This window comes from Paenibacillus sp. sgz302191, from assembly GCF_057749925.1.
Genome location: NZ_JBYLHY010000006.1, coordinates 149,360 through 174,890, shown reverse-complemented (window position 1 = coordinate 174,890; position 25,531 = coordinate 149,360). Strand labels below are relative to the sequence as shown.

21 protein-coding genes are annotated in these 25,531 nt (G+C 52.7%); 20 read left to right on the top strand and 1 reads right to left on the bottom strand.

The window, feature by feature from the left end; translation table 11 throughout:
• The first annotated feature begins 234 nt into the window (after window positions 1-234).
• From AC3G2T_RS11070 to AC3G2T_RS11030, 9 genes are all read left to right on the top strand, one after another.
• Window positions 235-885, top strand: coding sequence for an RsfA family transcriptional regulator (locus AC3G2T_RS11070; protein ID WP_474684454.1), 651 nt, complete (start codon window positions 235-237; stop codon window positions 883-885).
• Window positions 886-1,007: 122 nt separating this feature from the next.
• A complete protein-coding gene (locus tag AC3G2T_RS11065; RefSeq protein WP_474684453.1) occupies window positions 1,008-1,952 on the top strand; it encodes a ketopantoate reductase family protein in 945 nt (314 codons plus the stop codon).
• 15 nt (window positions 1,953-1,967) lie between these two features.
• Complete coding sequence (locus tag AC3G2T_RS11060; protein WP_474684452.1) at window positions 1,968-2,366, top strand: DUF3397 domain-containing protein; 399 nt, start codon at window positions 1,968-1,970, stop codon at window positions 2,364-2,366.
• A 30-nt stretch (window positions 2,367-2,396) separates the two neighbouring features.
• Window positions 2,397-2,663: a late competence development ComFB family protein gene (locus tag AC3G2T_RS11055; RefSeq protein ID WP_488435470.1), complete on the top strand. Its 267-nt coding sequence runs from the start codon at window positions 2,397-2,399 to the stop codon at window positions 2,661-2,663.
• Window positions 2,664-3,010: 347 nt separating this feature from the next.
• Window positions 3,011-4,696, top strand: a complete 1,686-nt coding sequence (locus AC3G2T_RS11050; RefSeq protein ID WP_474684450.1) for a peptide ABC transporter substrate-binding protein — start codon at window positions 3,011-3,013, stop codon at window positions 4,694-4,696.
• A gap of 102 nt (window positions 4,697-4,798) precedes the next feature.
• Window positions 4,799-5,731 (top strand): ABC transporter permease, encoded by a 933-nt coding sequence (locus tag AC3G2T_RS11045; RefSeq protein ID WP_474684449.1) that lies wholly within the window; start codon window positions 4,799-4,801, stop codon window positions 5,729-5,731.
• A gap of 3 nt (window positions 5,732-5,734) precedes the next feature.
• A complete protein-coding gene (locus AC3G2T_RS11040; RefSeq protein WP_474684515.1) occupies window positions 5,735-6,664 on the top strand; it encodes an ABC transporter permease in 930 nt (309 codons plus the stop codon).
• Window positions 6,665-6,680: 16 nt separating this feature from the next.
• Window positions 6,681-7,715, top strand: a complete 1,035-nt coding sequence (locus tag AC3G2T_RS11035) for an ABC transporter ATP-binding protein (protein ID WP_488435469.1) — start codon at window positions 6,681-6,683, stop codon at window positions 7,713-7,715.
• On the top strand, window positions 7,708-8,664 hold the full coding sequence (locus tag AC3G2T_RS11030) for an ABC transporter ATP-binding protein (protein ID WP_488435468.1): 957 nt from the start codon (window positions 7,708-7,710) through the stop codon (window positions 8,662-8,664). Before AC3G2T_RS11035 ends, AC3G2T_RS11030 begins: the two co-directional genes overlap by 8 nt.
• 661 nt (window positions 8,665-9,325) lie before the next feature.
• Here the strand turns inward: AC3G2T_RS11030 and AC3G2T_RS11025 are convergent.
• Window positions 9,326-9,739 carry a hypothetical protein gene (locus AC3G2T_RS11025; protein WP_488435467.1) on the bottom strand — a complete coding sequence of 138 codons (414 nt, stop codon included), beginning with the start codon at window positions 9,737-9,739 and terminating at the stop codon, window positions 9,326-9,328.
• 398 nt (window positions 9,740-10,137) lie between these two features.
• Between AC3G2T_RS11025 and bshC the strand changes: the two genes are divergently transcribed.
• The 11 genes from bshC to mraY all read left to right on the top strand — a co-directional run bounded on the left by bshC (window position 10,138) and on the right by mraY (window position 25,528).
• Complete coding sequence (gene bshC / locus AC3G2T_RS11020) at window positions 10,138-11,772, top strand: bacillithiol biosynthesis cysteine-adding enzyme BshC (RefSeq protein WP_488435466.1); 1,635 nt, start codon at window positions 10,138-10,140, stop codon at window positions 11,770-11,772.
• 19 nt (window positions 11,773-11,791) lie between these two features.
• Window positions 11,792-13,054, top strand: a complete 1,263-nt coding sequence (locus AC3G2T_RS11015) for an adenosylhomocysteinase (protein WP_488435465.1) — start codon at window positions 11,792-11,794, stop codon at window positions 13,052-13,054.
• A gap of 965 nt (window positions 13,055-14,019) precedes the next feature.
• The gene (locus tag AC3G2T_RS11010) at window positions 14,020-15,150 is read left to right on the top strand and encodes a DUF4349 domain-containing protein (RefSeq protein WP_488435464.1); all 1,131 of its coding nucleotides are present in this window, start codon (window positions 14,020-14,022) and stop codon (window positions 15,148-15,150) included.
• A 125-nt stretch (window positions 15,151-15,275) separates the two neighbouring features.
• The gene (mraZ, locus tag AC3G2T_RS11005) at window positions 15,276-15,713 is read left to right on the top strand and encodes a division/cell wall cluster transcriptional repressor MraZ (RefSeq protein WP_474684443.1); all 438 of its coding nucleotides are present in this window, start codon (window positions 15,276-15,278) and stop codon (window positions 15,711-15,713) included.
• A gap of 62 nt (window positions 15,714-15,775) precedes the next feature.
• Window positions 15,776-16,726, top strand: a complete 951-nt coding sequence (rsmH, locus tag AC3G2T_RS11000; RefSeq protein ID WP_488435463.1) for a 16S rRNA (cytosine(1402)-N(4))-methyltransferase RsmH — start codon at window positions 15,776-15,778, stop codon at window positions 16,724-16,726.
• Window positions 16,727-16,747: 21 nt separating this feature from the next.
• Window positions 16,748-17,173, top strand: a complete 426-nt coding sequence (gene ftsL, locus AC3G2T_RS10995) for a cell division protein FtsL (protein WP_474684441.1) — start codon at window positions 16,748-16,750, stop codon at window positions 17,171-17,173.
• 15 nt (window positions 17,174-17,188) lie between these two features.
• Window positions 17,189-19,489, top strand: coding sequence for a penicillin-binding transpeptidase domain-containing protein (locus AC3G2T_RS10990; protein ID WP_488435462.1), 2,301 nt, complete (start codon window positions 17,189-17,191; stop codon window positions 19,487-19,489).
• Between the two features lie 85 nt (window positions 19,490-19,574).
• Window positions 19,575-21,509: a stage V sporulation protein D gene (locus AC3G2T_RS10985; RefSeq protein WP_488435461.1), complete on the top strand. Its 1,935-nt coding sequence runs from the start codon at window positions 19,575-19,577 to the stop codon at window positions 21,507-21,509.
• Window positions 21,510-21,625: 116 nt separating this feature from the next.
• On the top strand, window positions 21,626-23,116 hold the full coding sequence (locus AC3G2T_RS10980) for a UDP-N-acetylmuramoyl-L-alanyl-D-glutamate--2,6-diaminopimelate ligase (RefSeq protein ID WP_488435460.1): 1,491 nt from the start codon (window positions 21,626-21,628) through the stop codon (window positions 23,114-23,116).
• On the top strand, window positions 23,113-24,504 hold the full coding sequence (locus tag AC3G2T_RS10975; protein ID WP_488435459.1) for a UDP-N-acetylmuramoyl-tripeptide--D-alanyl-D-alanine ligase: 1,392 nt from the start codon (window positions 23,113-23,115) through the stop codon (window positions 24,502-24,504). The genes AC3G2T_RS10980 and AC3G2T_RS10975 overlap by 4 nt, the downstream gene beginning before the upstream one ends.
• An 88-nt stretch (window positions 24,505-24,592) precedes the next feature.
• On the top strand, window positions 24,593-25,528 hold the full coding sequence (gene mraY, locus AC3G2T_RS10970; protein WP_474684514.1) for a phospho-N-acetylmuramoyl-pentapeptide-transferase: 936 nt from the start codon (window positions 24,593-24,595) through the stop codon (window positions 25,526-25,528).
• Window positions 25,529-25,531: the final 3 nt, after the last annotated feature.

Sequence of the window (25,531 nt, the reverse complement as noted above, 5' to 3'; positions counted from 1 at the left end):
GTAAAGAAATTAAAAACATTTCGCCTTGTATCATTAGTATGGCTTTTTGTCCGAATCCGATGTATGAGCCGTAAAAAAAATGGCAATACCATTTAGTATCAAATAGATTCTATGAACTCTACTATGGGCATAGAAATAGTAATAATGGCACGAATCAATTTATACCTTCTCTTGCGAATTGATTCTCTCTATATTTAGATGCATTTGCACAATTACGTTAGGAGGATTGACCTTATGTCAGCAATTAGACAAGACGCTTGGAGCGACGAAGACGATTTAATTTTAGCGGAGGTGACGCTGCGTCATATTCGTGAAGGGAGCACTCAGCTGTCCGCTTTTGAAGAAGTGGGGGAGCGGATCGGCCGTACGGCTGCTGCATGCGGTTTTCGTTGGAACAGTTTCGTCAGAAAGAAATATGAGGCCGCCATTCAAATTGCGAAGGCCCAGCGGCAAAAACGCACACAGCTGAAAAAACATGCTGCAGTCAGCATTTCAAGCTCATCCGTGGCACTGCTTGACACCCAGGAACTGCCTGGAGGCAAAGCGGAGGCGATTTCCGAGGAAACGCTATCGATCGATGCGGTCATCCGCTTCCTCAGACAATGGAGAAGCACCTATCAGGATATGAACAGGCATATTAAAAACCTGGAGAAAGAGTTGCAGGACAAAGAGGAAGAACTCGACCGGCTGGGGCGGGAAAACGACAAGCTGAACAAGCAGGTCAACGAAGTGGAGACCGACTACCGGGTTGTCAATGACGATTACAAGGCGCTGATCCAGATCATGGACCGCGCAAGGAAAATGGCGTTCCTCGTGGAAGAGGAAGAAGAAGGAAAGCCGCGGTTCAAGATGGACGCCAACGGCAACTTGGAAAGAGTAGACTGACAGGATCTCAGTACCTATAAAAGCATAGTCAATCGAGAAGCTCCGGAGCAGGCCAACGCCTCGCTTGCGGGGCTTTCGTGCTATAATGGGGAGCGTATCCAAGTAAAGAGGGGGCGGGCTACATGCACATCATGATCATTGGGGCAGGTTCGCTGGGGCTCTTGTATGCGGCCAAGCTAGCGGAAGTTTGCGACAGCATGACGGTAACGGCGAGGACAGAGGCGCAAGCCCTGGCGCTGCAACGGGAAGGTATCGTGCTCGACGGCCGGCCCGCTGCGGCATTTTCGCCCGCGGTCCGATTCGCAGCTTTTGAAGAACATCGGCTTTCTACGGGCGGGGATGCGCCGTACGATTTTATTTTTCTGATGGTCAAGCAATCCGCCATTGAAGAAAGCTTGCTTTCTTACATGTCAGCGAAGATGTCACGGCATACGGTTGCCGTTTGTTTTCAAAACGGGATCGGCCATGCGGAAAAGCTGGAGCAGGCGCTAGGCGCGGATCGCGTGCTGCTTGCGGTGACGACGGAAGCTGCCAAAAGGGACGGCCTGCATAAAGTCAACCATACCGGCCATGGGGTTACATACATCGGAAATGCCGGAGGCAGCGAGGAAAACAAAGGACCTGAGAAATTTAGACAAATTTTATTGGCCGACACGCTAAGAAAGGCAGGATTTGACGCGCAGGTGTCGAAAGACATGGATACGCGGGTTTGGAACAAGCTGATTATTAATTGTGTCATTAATCCGCTTACGGCGATACTGCGCGTGCGCAACGGCGAATTGCTGGAATCGGAATGGACGAGGCAGCTTATGCGCGAGCTTTATCAAGAAGCGGCCGGATTGGCTTCGGCCAAAGGCATACCCGTATCCGAAGATTTGTGGGGGACGCTGCTTCAAGTATGCGAGGCGACAGCGGACAATCATTCCTCCATGCTTCAGGATCTTATGAACGCCCGACGGACGGAAATCGACAGCATGAATGGGAGTTTGCTTGGCATGGCCCGGGAGGCAAAGATGGAACTTGCCGCTCACCAAACCGTTTATCGCTTCATAAAAGCCCTTGAATAAGAAGGTGATCCGTTCGTGGATGTTATTGCTGGTGTACTGACAAAATTATACGCTATTCTCGCTATTGCCCCGTTTGTGACGTTTATCGCCGTCTGGTTTGCCGTGTATTTTTTTATGAAAGACAAAAAGATGACGACAAGGCTGGCTATGGATATAACGACATTGTTTCTGATCGGATCCGTGTCCGTCATGTGGAACCAACTGTTCCAGACTTCGTTCGGTTTCTGGCTGATTTTGCTCGTTCTGCTGATTGCATTCGGCACGATCGGCGGCTATCAGACGCGGGTGAAAGGGAAATCCGAACTTTTGAAAGTGGGCAGGATCGTTTGGAGAATGGGTTTTCTCGGACTATCGGCCTTGTACATCGTTCTTTTTCTTCTGAATATAGGAAAGACCTATATATACTCTACATAATACGATTACATCAATGAGGAGATGGATGACATGGTACGTAACTTGATGGAAGAACTTGTATTGCAATGCTTGAGGGATTTGCAGCAGCATCAGGAACTGTTAAGAGGTTGCGAGGAGCAAAAGTTGGCCGATATTATGGCGATCACACTGAACCGCATTCCCCCGAAATACGTGTCGTCCTCGCAAGGAGAAATGTTTGTGAAAACGCAATTAAGGCAGCTGGAGCCGGAAATTTACCGGGAACTCGCTTACGCCATCGACAAAGTTATGAATGATAGCAGAAAAAGCGATTTCTGATAGTACAGGGCCTTTTTGTAATATTTATTTGAGAATTGTAGAAAATAACAATGATTTTCGTGTAGATTTTATTAACCGTTGGTTGTATAATTAAAATCCATGAAGATCTTTTTTTAGACATTAATTTGACACTGGTGAATTAAGGCTGGACATTATGGCGTAATATGTTATAATTTCTCACGTATTATATAGTAAATTTTTTTACCAGAGATATATGTTAGATTATGTTACGTATTTAAAAGGATTTTCATTGTATCTTGGGTTTTCGGTGTTAGGTTAACGTAAATTTATTTGACAACATACACCTGACCATAAATAGATATACATATTTTTAAAGGAGGAGTTTTATGAAATCGAAGAAGTGGGTTACAACAGCAGTAGCGCTTAGTTTGGTTGGCAGTGTGGCGATCGGGTGTACAAAAAATGAAAATACTCCGGCAGCGTCCCCAAGCGGCGATGCCAAAGGATCGGCTGCTCCGGCAGCTTCGAACAAACCGCAAGAAATCAAAATCAATTTCTCGGCAGAACCGCCGATAATGGACAGCTCCAAAACGACGGCGAACGCCGCATTTACGTTCCTCAGCGCCTTTAACGAAGGCCTTTTCCGCACTGACAAAGACGGCAAAGCCACTCCGGGACTTGCGAAAGATTTCCCTAAAGTTTCGGCAGACGGCTTAACATATACCATCGACATTCGCGACAACGCCAACTGGTCCGATGGACAACCTGTAAAAGCGCAAGACTTCGTCTATTCATTCAAACGTACTTTGGACCCTGCCACGAAAGCGCAGTACAGCTTTATCGTCGCATGGATTAAAGGCGGAGAAGCGGTAACGAAAGCTAAAACTCCTGAAGAAGTAAAAGCGGCGCAAGACGCGCTAGGCGTTAAAGCGATTAGCGACAAGCAGCTGGAAATTAAACTTGAAAAACCGGTAGCTTTCTTTACACAGTTGCTCGCGTTCGCGACGTTCTTCCCGCAAAGAGAAGATTTTGTGAAGCAAGCAGGCGACAAATACGGCGCCGAAGCGGATAAAGTCATCGGTGCCGGACCGTTCGTCCTTTCCAAGTGGGATCATGGCCAAACTCTTGAGCTCGTAAAAAACGATAAGTATTGGGATGCGGCTAACGTCAAATTGACGAAAGCGACGGTTAACATCGTAAAAGATACGAATACGGGACTGAATCTGTACGAAACGGATGCGGCGGATCTGACTGAAATCAACCGCGACCAGTTGAAGCTTTATGCAGGCAAGCCTGATAACACTCCGAAACCGGAGCTGACAAACTCCTACCTGATGTATCAAACGAAAAAAGTTCCGGCTTTGGGCAACAAAAAAATCCGCCAGGCGCTTAATATGGCGATCGACCGTCAAGCTTATGTAGATACCGTTCTTGCCAACGGTTCCGTTCCTTCCACGGGTCTCGTTCCTGTCGGCACTTCGGACGGCGCAGGCGGCGATTTCCGTAAAGTTGCCGGCGATACCCAGCCGAAATTCGATGCGGCCAAAGCGAAAGAACTGCTTGCCGAAGGGTTGAAAGAAGCAGGACTCACAGCTCTGCCGAAAATGAAAATCAATGCGGACGACTCGGAAACTGCGAAAAAATCGCTTGAATTCATCTTGGCGCAATGGAAGCAAAACCTTGGTTACGATGCGGAAGCGAATCCTATTCCTCATGCGCTGCGCATTGAGCTGGCTTCCAAGCATGACTTCGACATTACGCTTGCCCTGTGGGGTGCCGATTACAACGATCCGATGACATTCATGGATATGTGGGTAACCGGCGGCGAGTTTGACGAAGGCGACTACAGCAATCCGGAATACGATAAATTGGTCAAGCAGGCTCAGACGGAAATCGACCCTTCCAAACGTTCCAAAGCGTTGGTTGAAGCCGAGAAAATTTTGATGGATGATCAAGCCGTAACTCCACTTTATTTCCGTACTCGCGCTTACTTGAAAAAGGAGAGCGTTCAAGGTTTAATCCTGCCATCCTTCGGTCAAGAATGGGAATTGAGATGGACTTCCATTAAGTAATCGCGCAAGCTGTTTACGAATTACAGGCAAGAGGCCGTTCGCACCTCGTGGGAGCGGCCTCTTCTAAATTTCCGGCTAGAATATGAAATAAGGAGGAGCAATATGGTTAAGTTCATTCTTCGCCGTCTCTTATACGCGCTTATAACGTTATGGCTCATTGCCACATTCACATTCGTATTGATGAAAAACTTGCCGGGCAATCCGCTGGGAGAAGGCGCTGAACGGATCCCGAAAGCGACGAGAGATATGCTGCTGAAGCAGTACGGGCTCGATAAGCCGTTATGGGAACAATATTTAACTTTTATGGGTAATATTCTTCGCGGAGATCTGGGAGCTTCCTTCCAATTCCCCGCCCACAAAGTAACGGACATTATTAAGCAGGCTTTCCCTTCATCTCTTGAACTCGGTTTGATTTCGATTGCCATTGCGATTGTTGTAGGTCTTACTTTGGGGATTATCGCAGCACTAAAACATAATAAAGCCGGCGATTACACAGCGATGTTCATTGCCATTATCGGTGTTTCGATTCCTTCGTTCGTGCTCGGTCCGCTGCTTTCTTACTACATCGGTGTTAAATGGGGAATTCTTCCCGCCGGATTGTGGAAAGGTCCCAGCTACCGCGTTTTGCCGGCAATTGCGCTGTCGTTCGGCACCATTGCGATTTTGGCGCGTTTGATGCGCACGTCGATGCTGGATGTACTCAACCAGGATTATATTAAAACGGCGAAAGCCAAAGGGCTTGCGAATTTTACTGTCGTTGTGAAACATACGATTCGCAATGCTATTTTACCAGTTATTACTATTATTGGCCCAATTTTTGTAAACGTCATCACAGGAACGTTGGTCGTTGAGCAAATTTTCTCCGTTCCAGGCTTGGGCAAGCATTTCGTATCTGCAGTATCTTCGAACGATTATACAATGATATCTGGATTAACGATTTTCTATTCCAGCATTCTTATTTTGGTTATTTTCCTGACAGACGTACTGTACGGAATCGTAGACCCTAGAATTCGACTTGGGAAAGGCGGGAAATAAATGATGCAAACGACATCGCAAACAACTGAGAACAATAAGTTTGCTCCCGTTGCTACCGGATCTTTAACCGGCGATAGAATTGTAAGGCCTTCGCTCAATTATTGGCAGGACGCATGGAGACGACTTAAGAAAAATAGACTGGCTATGGCTGGCTTAACTATATTGATCGCCTTGATATTGCTTTCGGTTTTTGCTCCGTTTTTTTCGAATTATGATTATCAGACGCAAGATTTGAAAATAAAAAATTTGGCGCCGAATGCCGAGCATTGGTTCGGTACGGACGATTTCGGCCGTGACGTCTGGACACGCGTTTGGTGGGGGACGCGCATCTCCTTGTTTATCGGGATTACTGCGGCTCTGATCGATTTGGTCGTCGGCGTTATTTACGGCGGCATTTCCGCCTACTATGGCGGCCGTGTCGATGAGATCATGCAGCGCACGATCGAGATCGTGTACGCGATTCCTTTTCTGCTCATTGCAATTTTGCTCATCATGGTTATCGGCTCGGGGGTATCTTCCATTATTTTGGCTTACAGTATTACGGGCTGGGTGCCTATGGCCAGGTTGGTTCGCGGGCAGATGCTGACTTTGAAGGAGCAGGAATTCGTGCTCGCTTCCCGTACGCTCGGCGCTTCCGCCATGAGAATTATTATGCGCAGCCTGATTCCCAACGCCCTCGGGATCATTATCGTACAAATCACATTTGTCGTGCCGTCGGCCATTTTTACCGAAGCGTTCTTAAGTTTTATCGGTCTGGGTGTCAAGCCTCCGCTTGCCTCTCTGGGCAACTTGCTGTCGGACGGCGCTAACTATATTCGTTTGTATCCGCACCGCCTGATTATTCCGACGATTGTATTCAGCATGATTTTGATGAGCTTCAATCTTCTGGGCGACGGGCTTCGCGATGCGCTGGATCCAAAAATGCGCAAGTAAGAAGGGGTGAATGAACATGAGCACCAATGACAATTTGCTTGAAGTTAAAGACCTTAGAGTTTCTTTCCGCACGTATGCCGGCGAAGTTCAAGCCGTTCGCGGGGTTACTTTTCATTTAAAAAGAGGCGAAGTGCTGGCCATCGTAGGGGAATCCGGCTGCGGCAAATCGGTAACCGCCCAGACTCTCATGCGTTTAATTCCGACTCCGCCCAGTTTCATAAAAAGCGGCTCGATTTTGTTCGACGGGAAGACGGATATTACCCGGCTGACCAATAGGCAGATGGAAAAAATCCGCGGTTCCGAAATGGGGATGATTTTCCAGGATCCGATGACATCCTTGAACCCTACTATGAAGATCGGCGAGCAAATTACGGAAGGCTTGATCAAGCACCAGGGCATCAGCAAACAGGATGCTGCGAAACGTGCCATTGAAATTTTGAAGCTGGTCGGCATCAACTCGCCGGAAGGCCGCATTCATCAATATCCGCACGAGCTTTCGGGCGGTATGCGTCAGCGCGTCATGATCGCCATTGCGCTTGCTTGCTCGCCGAAGCTGCTGATTGCCGATGAGCCTACGACGGCTCTCGACGTTACGATTCAAGCGCAAATCATCGATTTGATGAAGACCATTTCGGAAAAAACGGAATCTTCGATTATTTTGATTACGCACGATTTGGGCGTTGTCGCCGATATGGCGCAGCGGGTCGTCGTCATGTATGCGGGCAAAATCGTCGAGCAGGGCACGGTGGATGAGATCTTTTACGATCCGCAGCATCCTTATACATGGGGCTTGCTGCGCTCGGTACCGCGTCTGGACACGAACAGCGACGAGGAATTGATCCCGATTCCGGGAACGCCGCCGGATTTGTTCGCTCCGCCGAAAGGCTGCGCCTTCGCCGCCAGATGTCCGTATGCGATGAACGCTTGCCTGGAGGAAGATCCGGAGCATGCGGGACTGTCTGAGACGCATTCCGCAGCGTGCTGGCTGCTGCATCCCGATGCGCCGCAAGTTGAACGTCCTGTAGGAGTGGGAGGTCATCATCATGGCTAATCAACCGATTTTGCAAATCCGCAATATGAAAAAGCATTTTCAGCTTGGCAGCGGCAAAGTGCTGAAAGCTGTTGACAACTTTTCGATAGACATTTACCGTGGAGAAACGTTCGGGCTTGTAGGTGAGTCCGGCTGCGGGAAGTCGACCGCAGGCAGGACGATTATCAGACTGTACGAAGCGACATCCGGGGAAGTTATTTTCAACGGCGAGAACGTGCACAAGCTGAAAGGGAAAAAAATAAAAGAGTTTAACCGCAATATGCAGATGGTGTTCCAGGATCCTTACGCCTCGCTGAATCCGCGTATGACGGTCGGGAATATTATTGCCGAAGGCATTGATATTCACGGTCTCTACAGGGGTGCCAAACGGAACGAGCGCGTCATGGAGCTGCTGCGCGCCGTCGGTTTGAACGATGAGCATGCGAGCCGGTTCCCTCATGAATTTTCCGGCGGGCAGCGCCAGAGGATCGGGATCGCCCGGGCGCTTGCGATCGAACCGCAATTCATCATTGCGGACGAGCCGATATCCGCTCTGGACGTATCCGTCCAGGCGCAAGTGGTCAACCTGTTCAAACGGCTGCAAAAAGAACACGGGCTCACTTATTTGTTCATCGCGCACGATCTGGCGATGGTGAAGCACATATCCGACCGTATCGGCGTTATGTATTTGGGCAACCTGGTCGAAGTCACAACGTCGGCCAATTTGTATGCTAATCCGCTTCATCCGTACACGGAATCGCTGCTCTCAGCCATCCCGATTCCCGACCCGGAAGTGGAGCGCACGCGCGAGCGCATCATTTTGCAAGGCGATGTGCCGAGCCCGCTGAACCCGCCGAGCGGATGTCCGTTCCGCACCCGCTGTCCGAAGGCGATGCCGGAATGCGCCGCATCGATGCCGCCGGTCAAAGAGGTGGAGCCTAACCATTTTGTCGCGTGCCATCTGTATTAAGTCCGGAACCGTCCCTGTGGGGGCGGTTTTTTAAGTTTTTTTGTTTGAGTCGATGTTTTTTGAAAATCGGCGAATACTTTGTGTGGGGGAGGAAGGGATTTGTTTGGCGTATTTTGAAATTGTGGTTTGTATTGTAAATATTTAGGTTAAATGGGGTCTCGGACCTGTCAATCGGAACGTTCGTTCCGGATACTTTGGCACCGTAATGCACATCGGCCTTTTGAACACGGCTGCTTTTCATTGAAGGGCCTTGGTTTGTCTGCCAAGGCGAAAAGCAGGGATGGCGAGACTCGGTTTTGTTAGTTTTGTCGCTCGGAGACGGCATCACCGCCTGATAGGTGGCTCGGCACTCGATGCTCGGTGGTGTGTTAAAACTTGCTAAAACTCCCACGACGTCGCGGGCGTCACCCCACAGAACGTCTGCCGCGTTCTATTTTCGTAAAAAGTACAGGCAGCGGCTGGTTGATCGCCTTAAAGCCTGCGAAAGTGCAGGTAGTTGATAAAACGTACATAGAAGAGACTCTTCTCTTTTAACAAGTAGAAAACCTGCGATAGTCAGATTGTTGATAAAGCGTCAGGTTAGAGGAACCAGAGGGGGGACAACCGCTCTTCCCCCAACATATGTCTCTCCTGCACGGGGCGCGGAGCTGACGTGGGGGCTCTAAGCGGCTTGGCGTGGGAAAGCCTGCGAAAGTGCAGGCTTTTCCGCTGGAAGCGGCCTGTTTTGGCGAAAAGCCTGCGATTGTGCAGGAATTTTGCGTGGATGATGGGCTAGAGGCCCAATTTGCCCGGAAAGCCTGCGCATTCGCAGGAATTTTTTCGAAGCATGCGTTTTGAGGTGCATAAGCCTGTATTTTTGCAGGCTTTTTCGCTGGAAGCGGCCTGTTTTGGGGAAAAGCCTGCGATTGTGCAGGAATTTTGCGCCGATGATAGGCCAGAGGCCCAATTTGCCCGGAAAGCCTGCACATTTGCAGGGATTTTTTCGAAGCAAGCGTGCAAAGGTGCGTAGACCTGTAGTTTTGCAGGCTTTCTGGTCGCTGGCAGGGAGACGTTGGCTCCGGATGGTTTTTCGCAACGAACGTATCTTCTGCGAGTGTCCCTCGGGTGAAGTAGCCGATGCAGCTGCACATTTTCCTTTCAAATGCTTTCGCACCGCGCGCAGATCCTAGCGCGCGGTGTGGCGTCGCATGAAGGTCGTCAACCACCACTGCATGTGGCCGCGGGGGCGGGCGCCATCCCGCATTTCACTTCCATTCGAATTGCAAGGAAGCCAGTCCCGGCTTCTCTCGATCTTAAGGAGGCGCAGCATTCGAGGAGCTGCAGCATTCGCTCTTTTTTGCGAGTGAAATGTAACTGAATAAAATACAGTTTTGACTTAAGCGGGACCGGAAGTGTACAATCAAACATAGGAGTCTGTTCGACGGAGTTACTCCAGAGACACATCTTTATTTGGGATAAAGAGGAGACAACGGAATGCAAACGGAAGCTTTTCACTGGAAAAGAAGTCAGGCGCTTGCCGAAGACTACATACAAAACAAAACTGGTTCCAAAAAGTTGTTCCCGTATCATTTTGGCAGTGCCGACGACTGGGCCGAGCGGGCGCAGTGGCTGACGGAGCCGTCCGGTGCGCCGCGCGCCGACCGCGGGGAGCTTGTCAACGTTTTGACCGCTTATAATGAAAGAATCGGCAATGCGCCGCTTGCGTTCGATAACATCGGCGCTCTTGCCGATCCCGGGGCGCTCGCCATTGTCGGCGGTCAGCAGGCGGGGCTTTTCGGCGGGGCTTTGCTCGTTCTGTATAAAGCGGTAACGATTATTCAGCTTGCCCGCGAATGGGGCCAAAAGCTGAATCGTCCGGTCGTTCCGGTGTTTTGGATTGCCGGGGAAGATCATGATTTTGACGAGGCCAATCATACTCACGTGCTTACCGGCGCCCAGCAGGTTGAGAAGATCAAGGTCGATCATCCTACAGGGCTGCGAACTTCCGTTAGCAAGCTGCCTTTGCCGGATGAAGCTTGGGCGGAAGCGCTGGACATGCTGGACCGCACGCTGATGGATACCGAGTTCAAGTCGTCGCTGCTGTCCAAGCTGAAGCACGCTTCCAGCGGTTCGGCGACGCTGTCCGACGCGTTTGCGCGGTGGATGGCCGCGTTGTTTGGCGAATACGGACTCGTGCTGATCGATTCCGACGATCCTTCCTTACGCCAGCTGGAAGCGCCGATGTTCGAGCGGCTTGTCGCGGACAACGAAGCTCTCGGCCAGGCGCTGCTCCGCACGCGGTCCAAGCTTCAGGAGGCGGGCTATGAGCCGCAAGCGGAAATCGCCGATAACGGGGCGAATTTGTTTGTTTTTGCGGGCAGCGGACGGCTGCTGCTGCAGCGGGATGGCGAGCTTTTCACGGATAAAAAGCATGAATTCGCCTATTCGCGCGAACAACTGCGCGATATTGCGCTTACGCAGCCGGAGCTGCTCAGCAACAATGTGATGACGCGGCCGCTTATGCAGGAGTATTTGTTTCCGGTGCTTGCCACGGTTCTCGGGGCGGGCGAGATCGCTTACTGGGGCTTGACGGGGGAAGCCTTCGAGCTGTTCGGCATGAAAATGCCGATCGCCGCGCCGCGGCTGGAGTTCACGCTGTTGGAAGGAACTGTTCAGAAGCATATGAACAAGTACGAGTTGACGGTGGAGGATGTGCTGGAACGGTTCGAGCAGAAGCAGCGGCAGTGGCTTGACGGGAAGGATACGCTGAAGCTCTCGGAGCGGTTTGACGCCGTGAAGGCGCAGTTCCGCGCCAGCTATGAGCCGTTGGTGGAATCCCTTTCGGCGATCAACCCCGGCGTTAAGAAGCTGGGCGATACGAATCTGGCCAAAATTTTGGAGCAGATCGAGTTTTTGGAAAATAAAGCCGCGGATGCGTACAAGTCGCAGTTCGATTCGGCGCTTCGCCAGTTGGAGCGGATCCGGCTGACGATTTTGCCATTAGCAAAGCCGCAGGAAAGAGTGTATAATGGATGTGCTTACATGAATCGATACGGCAGCGATTGGCTGAAAAGTCTGGTTGAAACCCCGATACCGGTAGACGGTATGCACCGCATTTATTATCTGTAGGATATAGGAGGACGTTCGAATGAACACTGTAGACAAAAGTATTGTCACGGATATGAAGCTGGCGCCGGAAGGCCATTTGAAAATCGATTGGGTGCAGGCGCACATGCCGGTTTTGAACCGGATTCGCGAGCAGTTCGAAAAAGAGCAGCCTTTTAAAGGGTTGAAAGTTACGATTTCGCTCCATCTTGAAGCCAAAACCGCTTATTTGGCCAAAGTCGTGAAAGCCGGCGGCGCCGATGTGACGATTACGGGCAGCAACCCGCTGTCCACGCAGGATGACGTATGCGCGGCTCTCGTCGAGGACGGGGTCACGGTTTTTGCCAAGTATAATCCAAGTCCGGAAGAGTACAAAGAGCTGTTGATCAAAGCTTTGGAAACGAAGCCTGATCTGATCATCGACGACGGCGGAGACCTAGTTACGATTTTACATACCGAGCGCCAAGATTTGCTGGAAAACGTCAGAGGCGGGGCTGAAGAAACGACGACAGGCATTCAACGCCTGAAAGCGATCGAAAAGGACGGGCAGCTGCGCTTCCCGATGGTTGCGGTCAATGACGCATTTTGCAAATATTTGTTCGACAACCGTTACGGTACGGGACAGTCCGCATGGGACGGCATCAACCGCACGACGAATCTCGTTGTAGCTGGCAAGACCGTTGTCGTCGTCGGTTACGGCTGGTGCGGCAAAGGAGTGGCGTTGCGCGCCAAAGGCTTGGGTGCCAACGTTATCGTGACGGAAATTGACGCGATTAAAGCGGTGGAAGCTTACATGGACGGGTTTGCCGTAATGCCGATGAGCGAAGCGGCCAAATTGGGCGATTTCTTCGTGACGGTTACAGGCAACCGCGATGTGATCCGCGGCGAGCATTACCAAGTGATGAAAGACGGTGCCGTTCTTTCCAACGCGGGCCATTTTGACGTGGAAGTGAACAAGCCGGAGCTGGAGGCACTGTCGGTTTCCATACGTACGGTACGCCGCAACATTGAGGAGTATCAGTTGAAAGACGGACGCAAGGTTTACCTGCTTGCCGAAGGCCGTCTCGTAAATCTCGCCGCAGGCGACGGGCATCCCGCGGAAATTATGGATATGACGTTCGCGCTGCAAGCGATGTCGCTGAAGTACGTGAACGATGAGTACCAAAACATCGGCAAAAAAGTCGTGAACGTGCCGTATGCGCTCGACGAGCAGGTTGCCAGATTCAAGCTCGAATCGCTGGGAACGAGCATTGATTCCTTGAGCGAAGAGCAAAAAGCTTACCTGGACAGCTGGACTTTGCACTAAGCGATAGTAAGAAGGCTGAGGCCCGAGGGGACGAATGTTGTCTGCTCGGGTTTTTTTGCATTTTTTTCGGGGCGGGTGCCGCTCCTGGAACGGGATGCAAGCCTGATTGACGCTGCGCAGCCGTTTCCTTTAGCGAGGAAAGGCTGCGTGAAGCGGGGGCGGTGGCAGGGGCAAGGGCAGGGGCAGGGGCAGGGGTCAGTGCGCGGCGGTTACCGTCAGGCCATGCGGCGCCGTGTGGCGGGAGTTGCCCGCTTTTGTTCAAGCTGCGTTCACAGCGCGCGGTGTTGCGCTGCATGATGGCGGCTGGACGACTACAACTCTAGCTGCACGCAATCAGCTCCATCTGCGCCCCATCCGCACTAGCTGCGCCTCGCTGTTGTTCAAGGCTGCGTTCACAGCAGCATATCGTGCTTCTGCTTCTTGGCAGCGCGAAAAAAGCCTGCAAAAGTGCAGTTTTTTGTCCGCGGCTACGCTTTCAGCGAAAAATTCCTGCAAATGTGCAGGCTTTCCAGCTGCTGCACGAGCTCAGACGCGTTTTAACCGGAAATTCCTGCATAATTGCAGGCTTTTCCTCCAAATGAACCATTTTACCCGAAAAAGCCTGCACTTTCGCAGGCTTTTCGTTTGCGCAACCGCTCCATGACCACCTACGCCATCTTGTGTCAGCTAAACGAAACGTTTGGGTAAAAATAAGGGGGGGCCATCAGCTTCATCCGCACCCATCAGCACTAGCTGTCACCCCATCCGTTCTAGCTGCGCCCCATCAGCACCACGCGCAGCTCTCAGCGCGCGGTGTTGCGGTCGGTCGACCACAACTCTAGCCGCGCCCATCCGCCCAAAGCAGCCGCTCCTTCCGCTCTAAGCTGCTTCTTCTTCCACCCAAAGCAGCCTTCCCATCGCAACTTTTCCAGGTCGGTGCCCGTTTATAGGGTGTGTCACCTATATATGGAAAAGGGGCGATGAACATGGTGCAGAACTTGCAATCCGCACAAAGAACGCATCACGGGGGAAAAGCGGGTAGGGGAAGGCGCATGGCGCTGCTTGCGCTGAGCTTTTTGCTGCTGGCGGCGGTGCTGAACGGCTGCAGCGCGGCAAGCGAAAAGAACTCGTCAGCTGCCGGCGGAGAGGCTAAAATGGATGTGCAGACGAGCGGTGCCACGGCTGATAAGTCGATGAAAGCGGCGGACCAACGCGCAGAGTCTGCTTCCGCGGCAGCCGGTGCCGCTCCAAGCGGCAAAACGGCGCAAGAGCCGGCAAAAGCTCAGGCGGAAGAAAAACCTGCGCCGATTGCGATCGCTCCGTCGGATGGAGCGGACGGGAGTGATAGTTTTAGCCGGAAGCTCATCTATCGCGCCAATCTGGTCATGCCTGTCGAGAATTACAGCGAGGCGCAGACGCAGCTGAGGAATTTGGTCGCGTTAAGCGGAGGTTACATTTTACAGTTTTCGGAAAACGCGAGTACGGGGGAGCGCGGCGGGACTTTTACGATTAAGGTCGCTGCCGGCGGATTCGTCTCCTTGCTGGACGGATTGGAAAAAATCAGCCCTTCGATACAGCGCAACGTGCAGGGGCAGGATGTAACGGAGGAATACGTCGATTTGAATTCCCGCCTGAAGGCGAAGCAGGTCGTGGAATCGAGGCTGCTGAGCTTTATGGAAAAAGCGACCAAAACCGATGAGCTGCTCGCTTTTTCCAACGAGCTTTCCAAAGTGCAGGAAGAAATCGAGCGAATCAAAGGCCGCATCAGATATTTGGATCAAAATGTAGCGTACTCGACCATTGAGCTGCGCATGTATCAACAGAGCGGAAACAAGCCGCTGCTGTCCGATCCGAACAAGCTGACGCTGGGCGACCGTCTGCAAAAAGCGTGGAATTCCAGCTTGAATGTGCTGGCTGCGGTGCTTCAGGGAGTATTGGTGTTTTTGGCGGCTGCGCTGCCGATTATCGTCATACTCGCGATCGTCGCGATCCCGCTATGTCTGGTAAGACGCAAAAGAAACAGGAAACTGCTTGAGATGAGGAATCAATTTAAAGAACAAAACACAGCCATTACGACATCCCAAAGCGAAGATACGGAATCCAAGGACGGTCCATAGTTGAAAACAGAAATAAAATTTTCGGAAATCCTGCGTCTTTAGCAGGATTTTTTGCATTTTTGGCGAATAGACATATAAAAGTGGTGGAAAGTGGTACAAAGTGGAGGGAAAGGGGGCGCCATGCTATGTTCATGGGGGAACACCAGCATAGCATTGACGAAAAGGGCCGGATCATTATCCCGGCAAAATTTCGCGAAGCGCTCGGCGAATCCTTTGTTATCACCCGCGGCTTGGACCAATGTTTGTTTGTATATCCGAGGTCGGAATGGGCTGTGCTGGAGCAGAAGCTGAAGGCGCTGCCGCTAATGAAGTCAGATGCGCGCGCATTCACCCGCTTCTTTTTTTCCGGGGCGACGGAGTGCGATCTTGATAAACAAGGAAGAGCGAATATTCCCGGTAATCTGGTCGAACATGCCAAGCTGGAAAAAGATTGCGTCGTCATCGGCGTGTCCAGCCGGGTTGAGATTTGGAGCAAGCAAATTTGGGAAAGCTATTCCAGTGAATCCGAGCAGTCATTCAATGAAATCGCCGAAAAGCTGGTGGATTTTAATTTTGATCTGTAGCCGGAAGGGGCAGACGCTTACGAAGAAAGTTTTCCTTCGGAAAACTCTTAGGAGGACACCAAGTGTTTCATCATGTGACGGTATTAAAGGAAGAATCTGTTGAAGGATTACATATAAAGCCAGGCGGCGTATACGTGGATTGCACGATGGGGGGAGCCGGCCACAGTGCTCTGATTGCGTCCAAACTCGGCCCCGATGGGCTTTTGATCGCGCTGGATCAGGACGATGTGGCGCTGGCGAACGCCCGGACAGTGCTTGCTCCTTATGGAGACCGCGTGAAAATCGTAAAAAGCAATTTTCGCGAATTGGAGCGGGTGCTTATGGACGAGCCCAGGGCGGTTCGCGACGGGAAACCGCAGGTCGACGGCATTCTTTTCGATCTGGGCGTATCCTCTCCGCAGCTGGATGACGCCGAACGCGGCTTCAGCTACCATCAAGATGCCGAGCTCGATATGAGGATGGACCGGCGGACGGAGCTGAGCGCGAAAACGATTGTCAACGAGTGGCCGGAAGATCGAATCGCGAAAATATTGTATGAGTACGGCGAGGAGAAGTTTTCGCGCCGCATCGCCGCCAATATCGTGCAAGCGCGGGCCAAGCAGCCGATCGCAACGACCGGGGAATTGGTGGAGCTGATCAAGGAAGGCATCCCGGCAGCGGCGCGCCGAACCGGCGGGCATCCCGCCAAAAGGAGCTTTCAGGCGCTTCGCATCGCCGTCAATGACGAATTGGGCGCTTTTGAAGAAGCGTTGGAGCAGTCCATCCGCTGTCTCGCGCCGCAAGGAAGAGTAGCCGTCATCACGTTCCACTCGCTGGAAGACCGAATATGCAAGCAAATTTTTGCGAAAAATGTTGAAAAATGCACATGTCCGTCAGATTTCCCGATATGTGTATGCGGAAGCGTCGGAGTTGTCAAATTAGTGAATCGTAAGCCGATAATCCCGGGAGAACAGGAACTTGAAACCAACCAGCGGGCCAGATCGGCGAAACTGCGCATTGCAGAAAAGCTATGATACCAAAGGAGGAAACATGACATGCCTTCCTACATTCAAGGGAACCTCGCTCTAGACCCGAAACGGACGCCTAAAGTCAAAATCAAAGAAACGACGAAAGTTGTGTACCGCGCCAAATCGCTGCCGGTTCAGGAGAAAATGCTGTATTTGTTTACGGTTGTGCTCTGTGTCATCGTCGCCGGAGTTATCATTTGGCGGTATGCAACCATTTATCAAATGAATGCAAGCATTTTGAAAATGCAAAACGAGATTCGTCAAATTCAGGCGGAAAACAGCGCGCTCAAGCAGGAAGTGGAGATGCTGCAAAGTCCCGACCGTTTGAAAACGGAGGCTTCGCGCCTCGGGCTGAAGCCGCAAGATGATATACCGGCAGGCCAATCGGCCGCCCAAAAAGGAAAAACGCCCGCCTCAACCGACAAAAAAAACAAAGTGGCCTACAATCCATAAACGGGCGGGGATGACATGATGACGAAAAAAATTAAAATTCGCTCATTTTTGATCGGGGGGTTCTTTACCCTTTTTTTTGTTGTTCTCATCGCGAAAATCTATTGGATTCAAGTCGTAGATGCGGCGTGGCTGACAAGTAAGGCGGAGAAAATTTGGGAAAAAGATAAAGTGATCACGCCGGCCAGAGGCGAAATTCTCGACCGCAACGATAAAGTGCTGGCTGTAGATGCGACCGCATATACCGTTTCGCTGAACCCGGAAATTATCAATCTTTATAACATTTCGGACGACGTCGCGCAAGGGCTGGCTGATATTTTAAAAGAGTCGGACGATGGCAAAGCAGCTTTGGTTGCTAAAATCCGTGACATGGCTACGAGAAAAAGAGATAACGGCACGTTTGCAAAAAATGTGGAGGTTCGCAGCGAAGGCTGGAAAATCGAAAAAGATAAAGCGGACGCCGTGCAAAAACTGATCGCCTCGCTGCAAACCAAACTGGATAAGAAACCGAAAGATAACGTCGGCATCTACCTCCTCGAGGACAAGAAACGCTATTATCCAGGAGAAACGCTCGCTTCCCATGTGCTCGGCTATACGAACAAAGAGGGAGCCGCTTCGATGGGGCTGGAAGCCAATCTCGACGATATCCTCAAAGGGGTTCCCGGCATGATGAAGCACGAAACCGATCCGAAGGGCGTCGAGCTTCCCGATTCCAAAATCAACTTTAAACCCGCCGAGGACGGCAAAAACGTCAGGCTGACGATCGATAAAAACATCCAGTACTATATGGAAACCGCACTTGCCAAAGTGAACGAAAAATGGCATCCTAAAAGCTTGACGGCTATCGCGGTCGACCCACAAACGATGGAAATACTTGGAATGGCTAATTTACCGACGTTCAATCCGAACAAGTACTGGACGTTCAAGGACCAGAACGATTTTAAAAACAACGCCATCGCTTCCCGTTACGAGCCCGGTTCCACGTTCAAAATCGTCACTCTCGCCGGCACGGTGCAGGAAGGCTTGTTTAACCCGAACGCTACATATCAATCAGGTGCCATACGTGTCGAAGACAGGGAGCTTCATGACCATAACCGCGTAGGATGGGGGAAAATAACTTTTCTGGACGGTTTGAAACGTTCCAGTAACGTGGCATTCGTTAAGCTTGGCTATGAAATGCTGGGAAGGGAACGGCTCGATGACTATATTAAGAGGTTCGGGTTCGATAAAAAGACGAATATCGATCTGCCGAACGAGGTGTCGGGCTTGATCGCCATGAAGTACGGCCCTGAGTACGCAACGGCGACTTACGGGCAGGGCAAGGTCGTTGTGACCGCGATTCAGCAAACTGCCGCGTATGCGGCGATGGCCAACGGCGGCAAGCTGATGTGGCCGCATGTCGTCAAAGATATCGTCGACCCGAAGACGGGCGATGCCATTCAGTCTTTTGCCCCCAAAGTAGTCAGCCAGGTTGTAACCGAGCAAACCGCCAAGCAGGTGACCGGATATTTGGAGCAGGTCGTTTCCGACCAGGATATCGGTACAGGCAAGCTGGCATACATGGAGGGGTATCGGGTCGCCGGGAAAACAGGAACGGCAAACATCGTTTTGCCCGGTGACAAAACGTATTCCACCAATACATGGGTCATTTCGTTTATCGGCTATGCGCCGGTTGAAAATCCGAAGATTTTGATTACGCTGATTGCCGACCAGCCGGACCTTGGCGGGAACTACCACTTGGGCGGTCAGGTGCTCGCTCCGGCGTTCAAAGAAATCGCGACCGAGTCTCTGCAGTACATGGGCGTTGCCTCGACCAAGCAGACGAAAGTCGTGACGCAGGAAGCGAACAAGATGACGATGCCGGATCTCGTGGATGCGGCGCAGGACATCGTAACCGACAAAGCCAAGGAGCTGAATTTGAAGCTCGAAGTGTTCGGCAAAGGCAGCCAGGTGATCGAACAATTTCCGCGGGCCGGTACTGAAATTTTGTCGACCCAACGAATTTATGTAGCTATGCAGCCGCTTGATTCTTTGCCTGTTCCCAGCTTTAAAGGCAGGTCGCTGCGCGATGCGATGGAAGCCTGCTCATTTCTCAAGCTGAACTGCCAAACTTCGGGAGAAGGCTACGTAACGGATCAATCGGTGGCGGGAGAAGGGGATTCGCGCACGGTAACCTTGCAGCTCCAACCGCTAGGCGAAACGGCTTCACCGCCGTCACCATCTCCGTCGCCATCGCCGGGGCCGAATGCGAAAGATAAGGACAATGGCAAAAAATCGGATACGGCTGCGAAAAACGGTGCGGCGAAAAAAACGCAGTGACGGATAGCTTGTTCTAACCCCAGTTTGTCCCGAATAGTCATGATATGAACGATCTTGACTTGTTTGGAAGGGGGAGCGAACGCACATGCGCGTATCCAACGTTACCGTTCGTCGCAGACTGTTTGCAGCGCTCATTATCGGAACGGTCATTTTCTCAGCGCTCATCCTGCGTCTGGCTTACGTACAAATATGGATGGGCCCGGATTTGGCGGAAAAGGCGGAGAACAGTTGGCGGAGGGATATTCCGTTCGCACCGAAGAGGGGCGAGATTCTCGACCGGAACGGCGTCGCGCTCACCTACAATGTCAGCACGCCGTCGGTGATGGCGATTCCCGTACAGCTGAAGGACGCCCGGACTGTCGCCGGGAAGCTGGCGGAAATGCTGCAGGGCAATGAGGACGAAATCTACAAGCAGATGACCAAGCGGGCGAGAATTAACGAAATTAAGCCTACAGGCCGCAAAATTACAGTTGAAAAAGCGCAGGAAATCCGCAATTTGAAGCTGCCCGGCATCGTCGTCGCGGAAGATAACAAGCGTTATTATCCGTTCGGCACGCTGGCCGCCCATATACTCGGGTTTACAAACGCATATAACGAAGGATTGACCGGTGTAGAAGCCAAGTACAACAAATATTTGAACGGCATTCCCGGCAGCATTTCCTACATGGCCGATGCGGCGGGAAGGCAGCTGGAAGGCACGACGGACGAGTATGTGAAGCCCAAAGACGGCCTGAACCTGCAGCTGACGATCGACAGCCACTTGCAGTCCATTATGGAGCGGGAGCTTGACCAGACGATGCTGCAGTACCAGCCGCAAAACGTGCTGGCAATCATGATGGACCCGAACAATGGGGAAATACTGGCGATGGGCAGCAGACCGACCTATGAGCCCGGCAATTATAAAGAATACGCGTCCGAGACGTATAACCGGAACCTGCCGATATGGAAAACGTACGAGCCCGGTTCCACGTTTAAAATTATTACGCTGGCAGCTGCGTTAGAGGAGAAAAAGGTAGATTTAAAGAACGAAGGTTTTTACGACCCCGGCTTCATCGAAGTGGGAGGGGCGAGGCTGCGCTGCTGGAAACGGGGCGGGCACGGCAGCGAGACGTTTTTGCAAGTTGTCGAAAATTCCTGCAACCCGGGATTCGTCGTGATGGGGCAGCGCCTCGGAAAAGAGAAGCTGTTCGACTACATTTCGAAATTCGGCTTCGGCAAAAAAACGGGCATCGATCTGGGCGGGGAAGAGAACGGAATCCTGTTCAAGCCTTCGCAGGTCGGTCCGGTGGAACTGGCCACAACCTCATTCGGGCAAGGGGTTTCGGTGACGCCGATTCAGCAAATTGCGGCCGTCTCGGCGGCAATCAACGGGGGCAAGCTGTTCAAGCCCCATGTCGCCAGATCGTTCTCCAACCCGGAAACCGGAGAGGTTGTAGATGTGATCGAACCCGAGCTGGTGCGCAACGTCATATCGGAAAATACGTCCAAGCAGGTGCGCGAGGCGCTGGAAAGCGTAGTCGCCAAAGGAACGGGCCGCAATGCGTTCATCGACGGATACCGGGTCGGCGGCAAAACCGGTACGGCGCAAAAAGTAGTGAACGGCCGCTATTCGCCGGATGAGCATATCGTTTCGTTCATCGGCTTCGCTCCGGCCGACAATCCGCGCATCGTCGTGTACGCTGCCGTAGACGATCCGCAGGGCATTCAGTTCGGCGGTCTGATCGCCGCTCCGCTGGTCAGAAACATGATGGCGGACGCTCTGCGCTACATGAAAGTTGAGCCCAGCAAGCAGCAATTGGACCGCGATTATCGCTACGGAGAAACGCCGGTCGTCGAAGTGCCCAATTTGATTGGCGCTACGGTCGAAGACATTTATGAAGATTTGAACATGAACTTCAAGCTGGCGAAGTCGGGGAACGGCAAATACGTGATGAGCCAAGCACCGAAACCGGGCGCCAGGGTCGAACAAGGATCGACGATCCGCATTTTTTTGTCGAACAGCGAACCGCCGCAGCAATAAATTTCCTTTACTTGCGAAAAAAAGATGGGCCGCAGACATGTTTTGCTTTTCTCGGCGCATAAAATTGTCCATAATAGATACGATTGCGATTTTGTTTAAAACGGGAGGGTTTGCCGATGAGACTGAAAGAGCTTGCTTCCGCACTGCTCGTTGCCCATATACACGGAGATGGCAATACGGAGATTACCGGCATCGAGTCCGATTCGCGCAAAGTGCACGCGGGCGATTTGTTTCTTTGTATCCCGGGACTGGCCGCGGACGGCCATGATTTTGCCCCCAAAGCCGTAGAGCTGGGGGCTGCGGCGCTCGTTACGGAGAGAGCGTTGGACCTGCCGGTGCCTCAATTGGTCGTAAAAGACGCCAGGTATGCCATGGCGGCATTGTCGGCCCATTTTTACGGGTACGCCGGAAGCTCCATGAAAGTCATCGGAGTGACGGGGACGAACGGCAAGACAACTTCAACTTATTTGATCGAGCGGATTTTGAGCGATCAAGGATATAAAACAGGCTTGATGGGGAACATTCACATCAAAATCGGCGCGGAATATTCGGAGAACAAGGCGACCAACACCCAGGAAGCTTTGGAGCTTCAGCGCATTCTCAGAAAAATGGCGGATCAGCATACCGATTACTGTATTATGGAAGTATCTTCGCACGGGCTGGATATGGGAAGAGTCAAAGGGGTTCGTTTCCGCACGGGCCTGTTTACGAATTTGACGCAGGATCATTTGGATTACCACCAAACGATGGACAATTACAAAGCCGCCAAAGGGCTGCTTTTTTCCAGGCTGGGCAACGAATTTACCGCCGATCCGAACGGCAGGCAGTACGCGGTGCTCAATGCGGACGATCCGGCGTCGGCCTATCTCGCCAAGCAGACGTCCGCGCAGGTCGTCACCTACGGCATCGATAGCGAAAGCGATGTGCGGGCGACCGACATTCGAATGACCGCGGAGGGCGTGGAATTCCGTCTCGTTTCATTTGCCGGCGAGGCCCTGTTCCGCATGAAGCTGTTCGGCAAATTTAACGTTTACAATGCGCTTGGGGCAATTGCCTCAACTTTGGCGGAAGGCGTTCCGCTTGAGCAAATCCGGAATAGTTTGGAAAGTGTGGCCGTCGTGGAAGGGCGAATGGAGCCTGTGATCGAAGGCCAGAACTATTTGGTCCTGGTTGATTACGCCCATACGCCGGACGGCCTGGAGAACGCGCTGACGGCGATTCGGGAGTTTGCCGAAGGCCGCATCATTACGTTGTTTGGCTGCGGCGGCGACCGCGACCGTACGAAGCGGCCGCTCATGGGCAAAGTAACGGCGAAATACAGCGATTATTTATATGTGACCTCGGATAATCCGCGGACGGAAGATCCCGAGGAAATTCTTCGGGATATCGTTCCAGGGCTTGAGGAAGCCGGATATTCGAGCGATAAATACGAGCTCATCGCGGATCGCAGAAAAGCGATACAAAAGGCTATTGAAGGGGCAGGCCCCAAAGATGTAGTATTGATAGCGGGAAAAGGCCACGAAACGTATCAGGATATCATGGGGGTCAAGCATGATTTTGATGATCGTTTGGTGGCTAAGGCTGCGATAAGGGGAAGAAAGCAATGATCAGTCGTACATTGGGGGAAATCAGGGAAATGCTGGATGCCGCCTTCGCGGAAGGCGGAGCGGGAGATGCGGCTTTGCGCATACAGGGCGTATCGACGGATACCCGGACGATTCAGCCGGGAACGCTCTTCGTGCCGCTGATCGGCGAGCACTTCGACGGGCACGCCTATGCGGCGGAAGCCTATGACAGGGGCGCTGCTGCGGCTTTATGGCAGGCGGACCGGCCGAACCCGCCCGAGGGCATGCCGATTGTCATCGTGCAGGATACGCTCGCTGCGCTTCAGCAGCTTGCCAAAGCTTACCGCAAGCAGCTGCCGGTGCGGATCGTCGGCATTACCGGCAGCAACGGGAAAACGACGACCAAAGATTTGGTCGCGTCCGTGCTGGGCGGCACATACAAGGTGCATAAGACGAAAGGAAATTTCAATAATCATATCGGATTGCCGCTGACCTTGCTGCAGCTGGAAGAAACGACCGAATTCGCCGTCGTGGAAATGGGCATGAGCGGCAGGGGCGAGATCGAGCTGTTATCCAGGCTCGCCGAGCCGGAGGCGGCGATCATTACGATGATCGGCGAGTCGCATTTGCTCCAGCTCGGCACACGCGAGGAGATCGCCCGCGCGAAGGCCGAGATCGTGAGCGGGATGCCGGACGGCGCGCTGTTCGTCTATAACGGAGACGAGCCGCTGATCGAGCAGGCGCTGGCCGAGCGTGCGCTGCCTGAAGGGTTGCGGACGATCCGCTTCGGCAGCAGCGAGCAAAGCGGCCTGCATCCGACGCACATCCGCATGGATGCGGACGGGGCTCATTTCTCCATTAACCGGCCGGACTACCCGGAATTGTACATCCCGCTGCTCGGCACGCACAACGTGATCAATGCGCTGGCCGCCATTGCGATCGGAGAATCGTTCGGCGTGCCGCCTGAGGCCGTTGCAGCAGGCCTCGCCTCGCTGCAAATGACCAGCATGCGCATCGAGAAGCTGACGGCAGCCTCGGGGCTGACCGTGCTCAACGATGCGTACAACGCGAGCCCGGCGTCGATGCGCGCGGCGATCGCGCTGGCCGAGCAGCTCACCGGCTTCGGCCGCAAGTTCGTCGTGCTCGGCGACATGCTGGAGCTCGGCGAGCAGGAAGAGCAGTTCCATCGCGGCATCGGCGCGCTGCTGTCGCCCGACCGCATCGACGGCGTCTTCACGTTCGGGCGGCTTGGCGGCTTGATCGCGGAGGAAGCCGCCAAGGCGTACCCGCAGGGACGCGTGCGCTCCTACGACGACAAGCGGCTGCTCGCTGCCGAGCTCGCCGAGCTTGTGCAGCCGGACGACTTGGTGCTCGTCAAAGGCTCGCGCGGCATGCGGCTTGAACAGGTCGTGAACGCCCTGCTATCCTAAACTTATTGCAAATATTCAAGCTTATCGCCCCTTGCCTTTAGGGAAGCGAGCAGGAGGAACCAAAGTGGAAAACGCAATATTATTGACGATGGGTGTGGCCTTCGTGCTCGCGCTCATCATGGGACCGCTCTTTATTCCGATTTTGCGGCGGATGAAATTCGGCCAGCAAATCCGTACCGACGGTCCGCAAGGCCATCTCAAAAAACAAGGGACCCCGACCATGGGCGGCACGATCATTTTGCTCGCGCTGGCGCTGGCAACGCTGCGCTTTGCCGACAAAACGACCGATCTGCTCATCCTGCTGATCGCTTCGCTCGGCTATGGGCTCGTCGGCTTTCTTGACGACTATATTAAAATCATTTTCAAGCGCTCTCTCGGGCTGACGGCCAGACAGAAGCTGTTCGGACAGCTGCTGATTTCGGCGATTGTCTGCTTCCTGCTCGTCAGGGAAGGCCACAGCACGGACTTGTTGGTTCCTTTCATCGAATTTCATCTCAACCTGGGCTGGCTGTATTTCCCGCTGATGGCGATCCTGATGCTGGGCGCGTCCAACGCGGTCAATTTCACGGACGGTCTTGACGGCCTGCTGGCGGGTACCAGTGCCATCGCTTTCGGAGCCTACACGGTCATCGCGATGAACAACACGCAGCCGGAAGCGGCGATTTTCTCCGCAGCCATGGTCGGCGCCGTTCTCGGATTTCTCGTATTCAACGCCCACCCGGCCAAAGTGTTCATGGGCGATACGGGTTCGCTCGGCATTGGCGGAGGGCTTGTAGCGGTAGCGATCCTGACGAAAGCCGAGCTGCTGCTTGCGGTCATCGGCGGCGTGTTTCTCGTCGAGATTTTGTCCGTCGTCATTCAAGTGGTATCCTTTAAGACAAGAGGCAAGCGCGTTTTCAAAATGGCGCCGATCCATCATCATTTCGAATTGGTCGGCTGGTCCGAATGGCGCGTCGTCATCACATTCTGGGTGGTCGGCTTAGTTCTTGCCGCGCTCGGATTATATATGAATGAGGTGTTATAGATC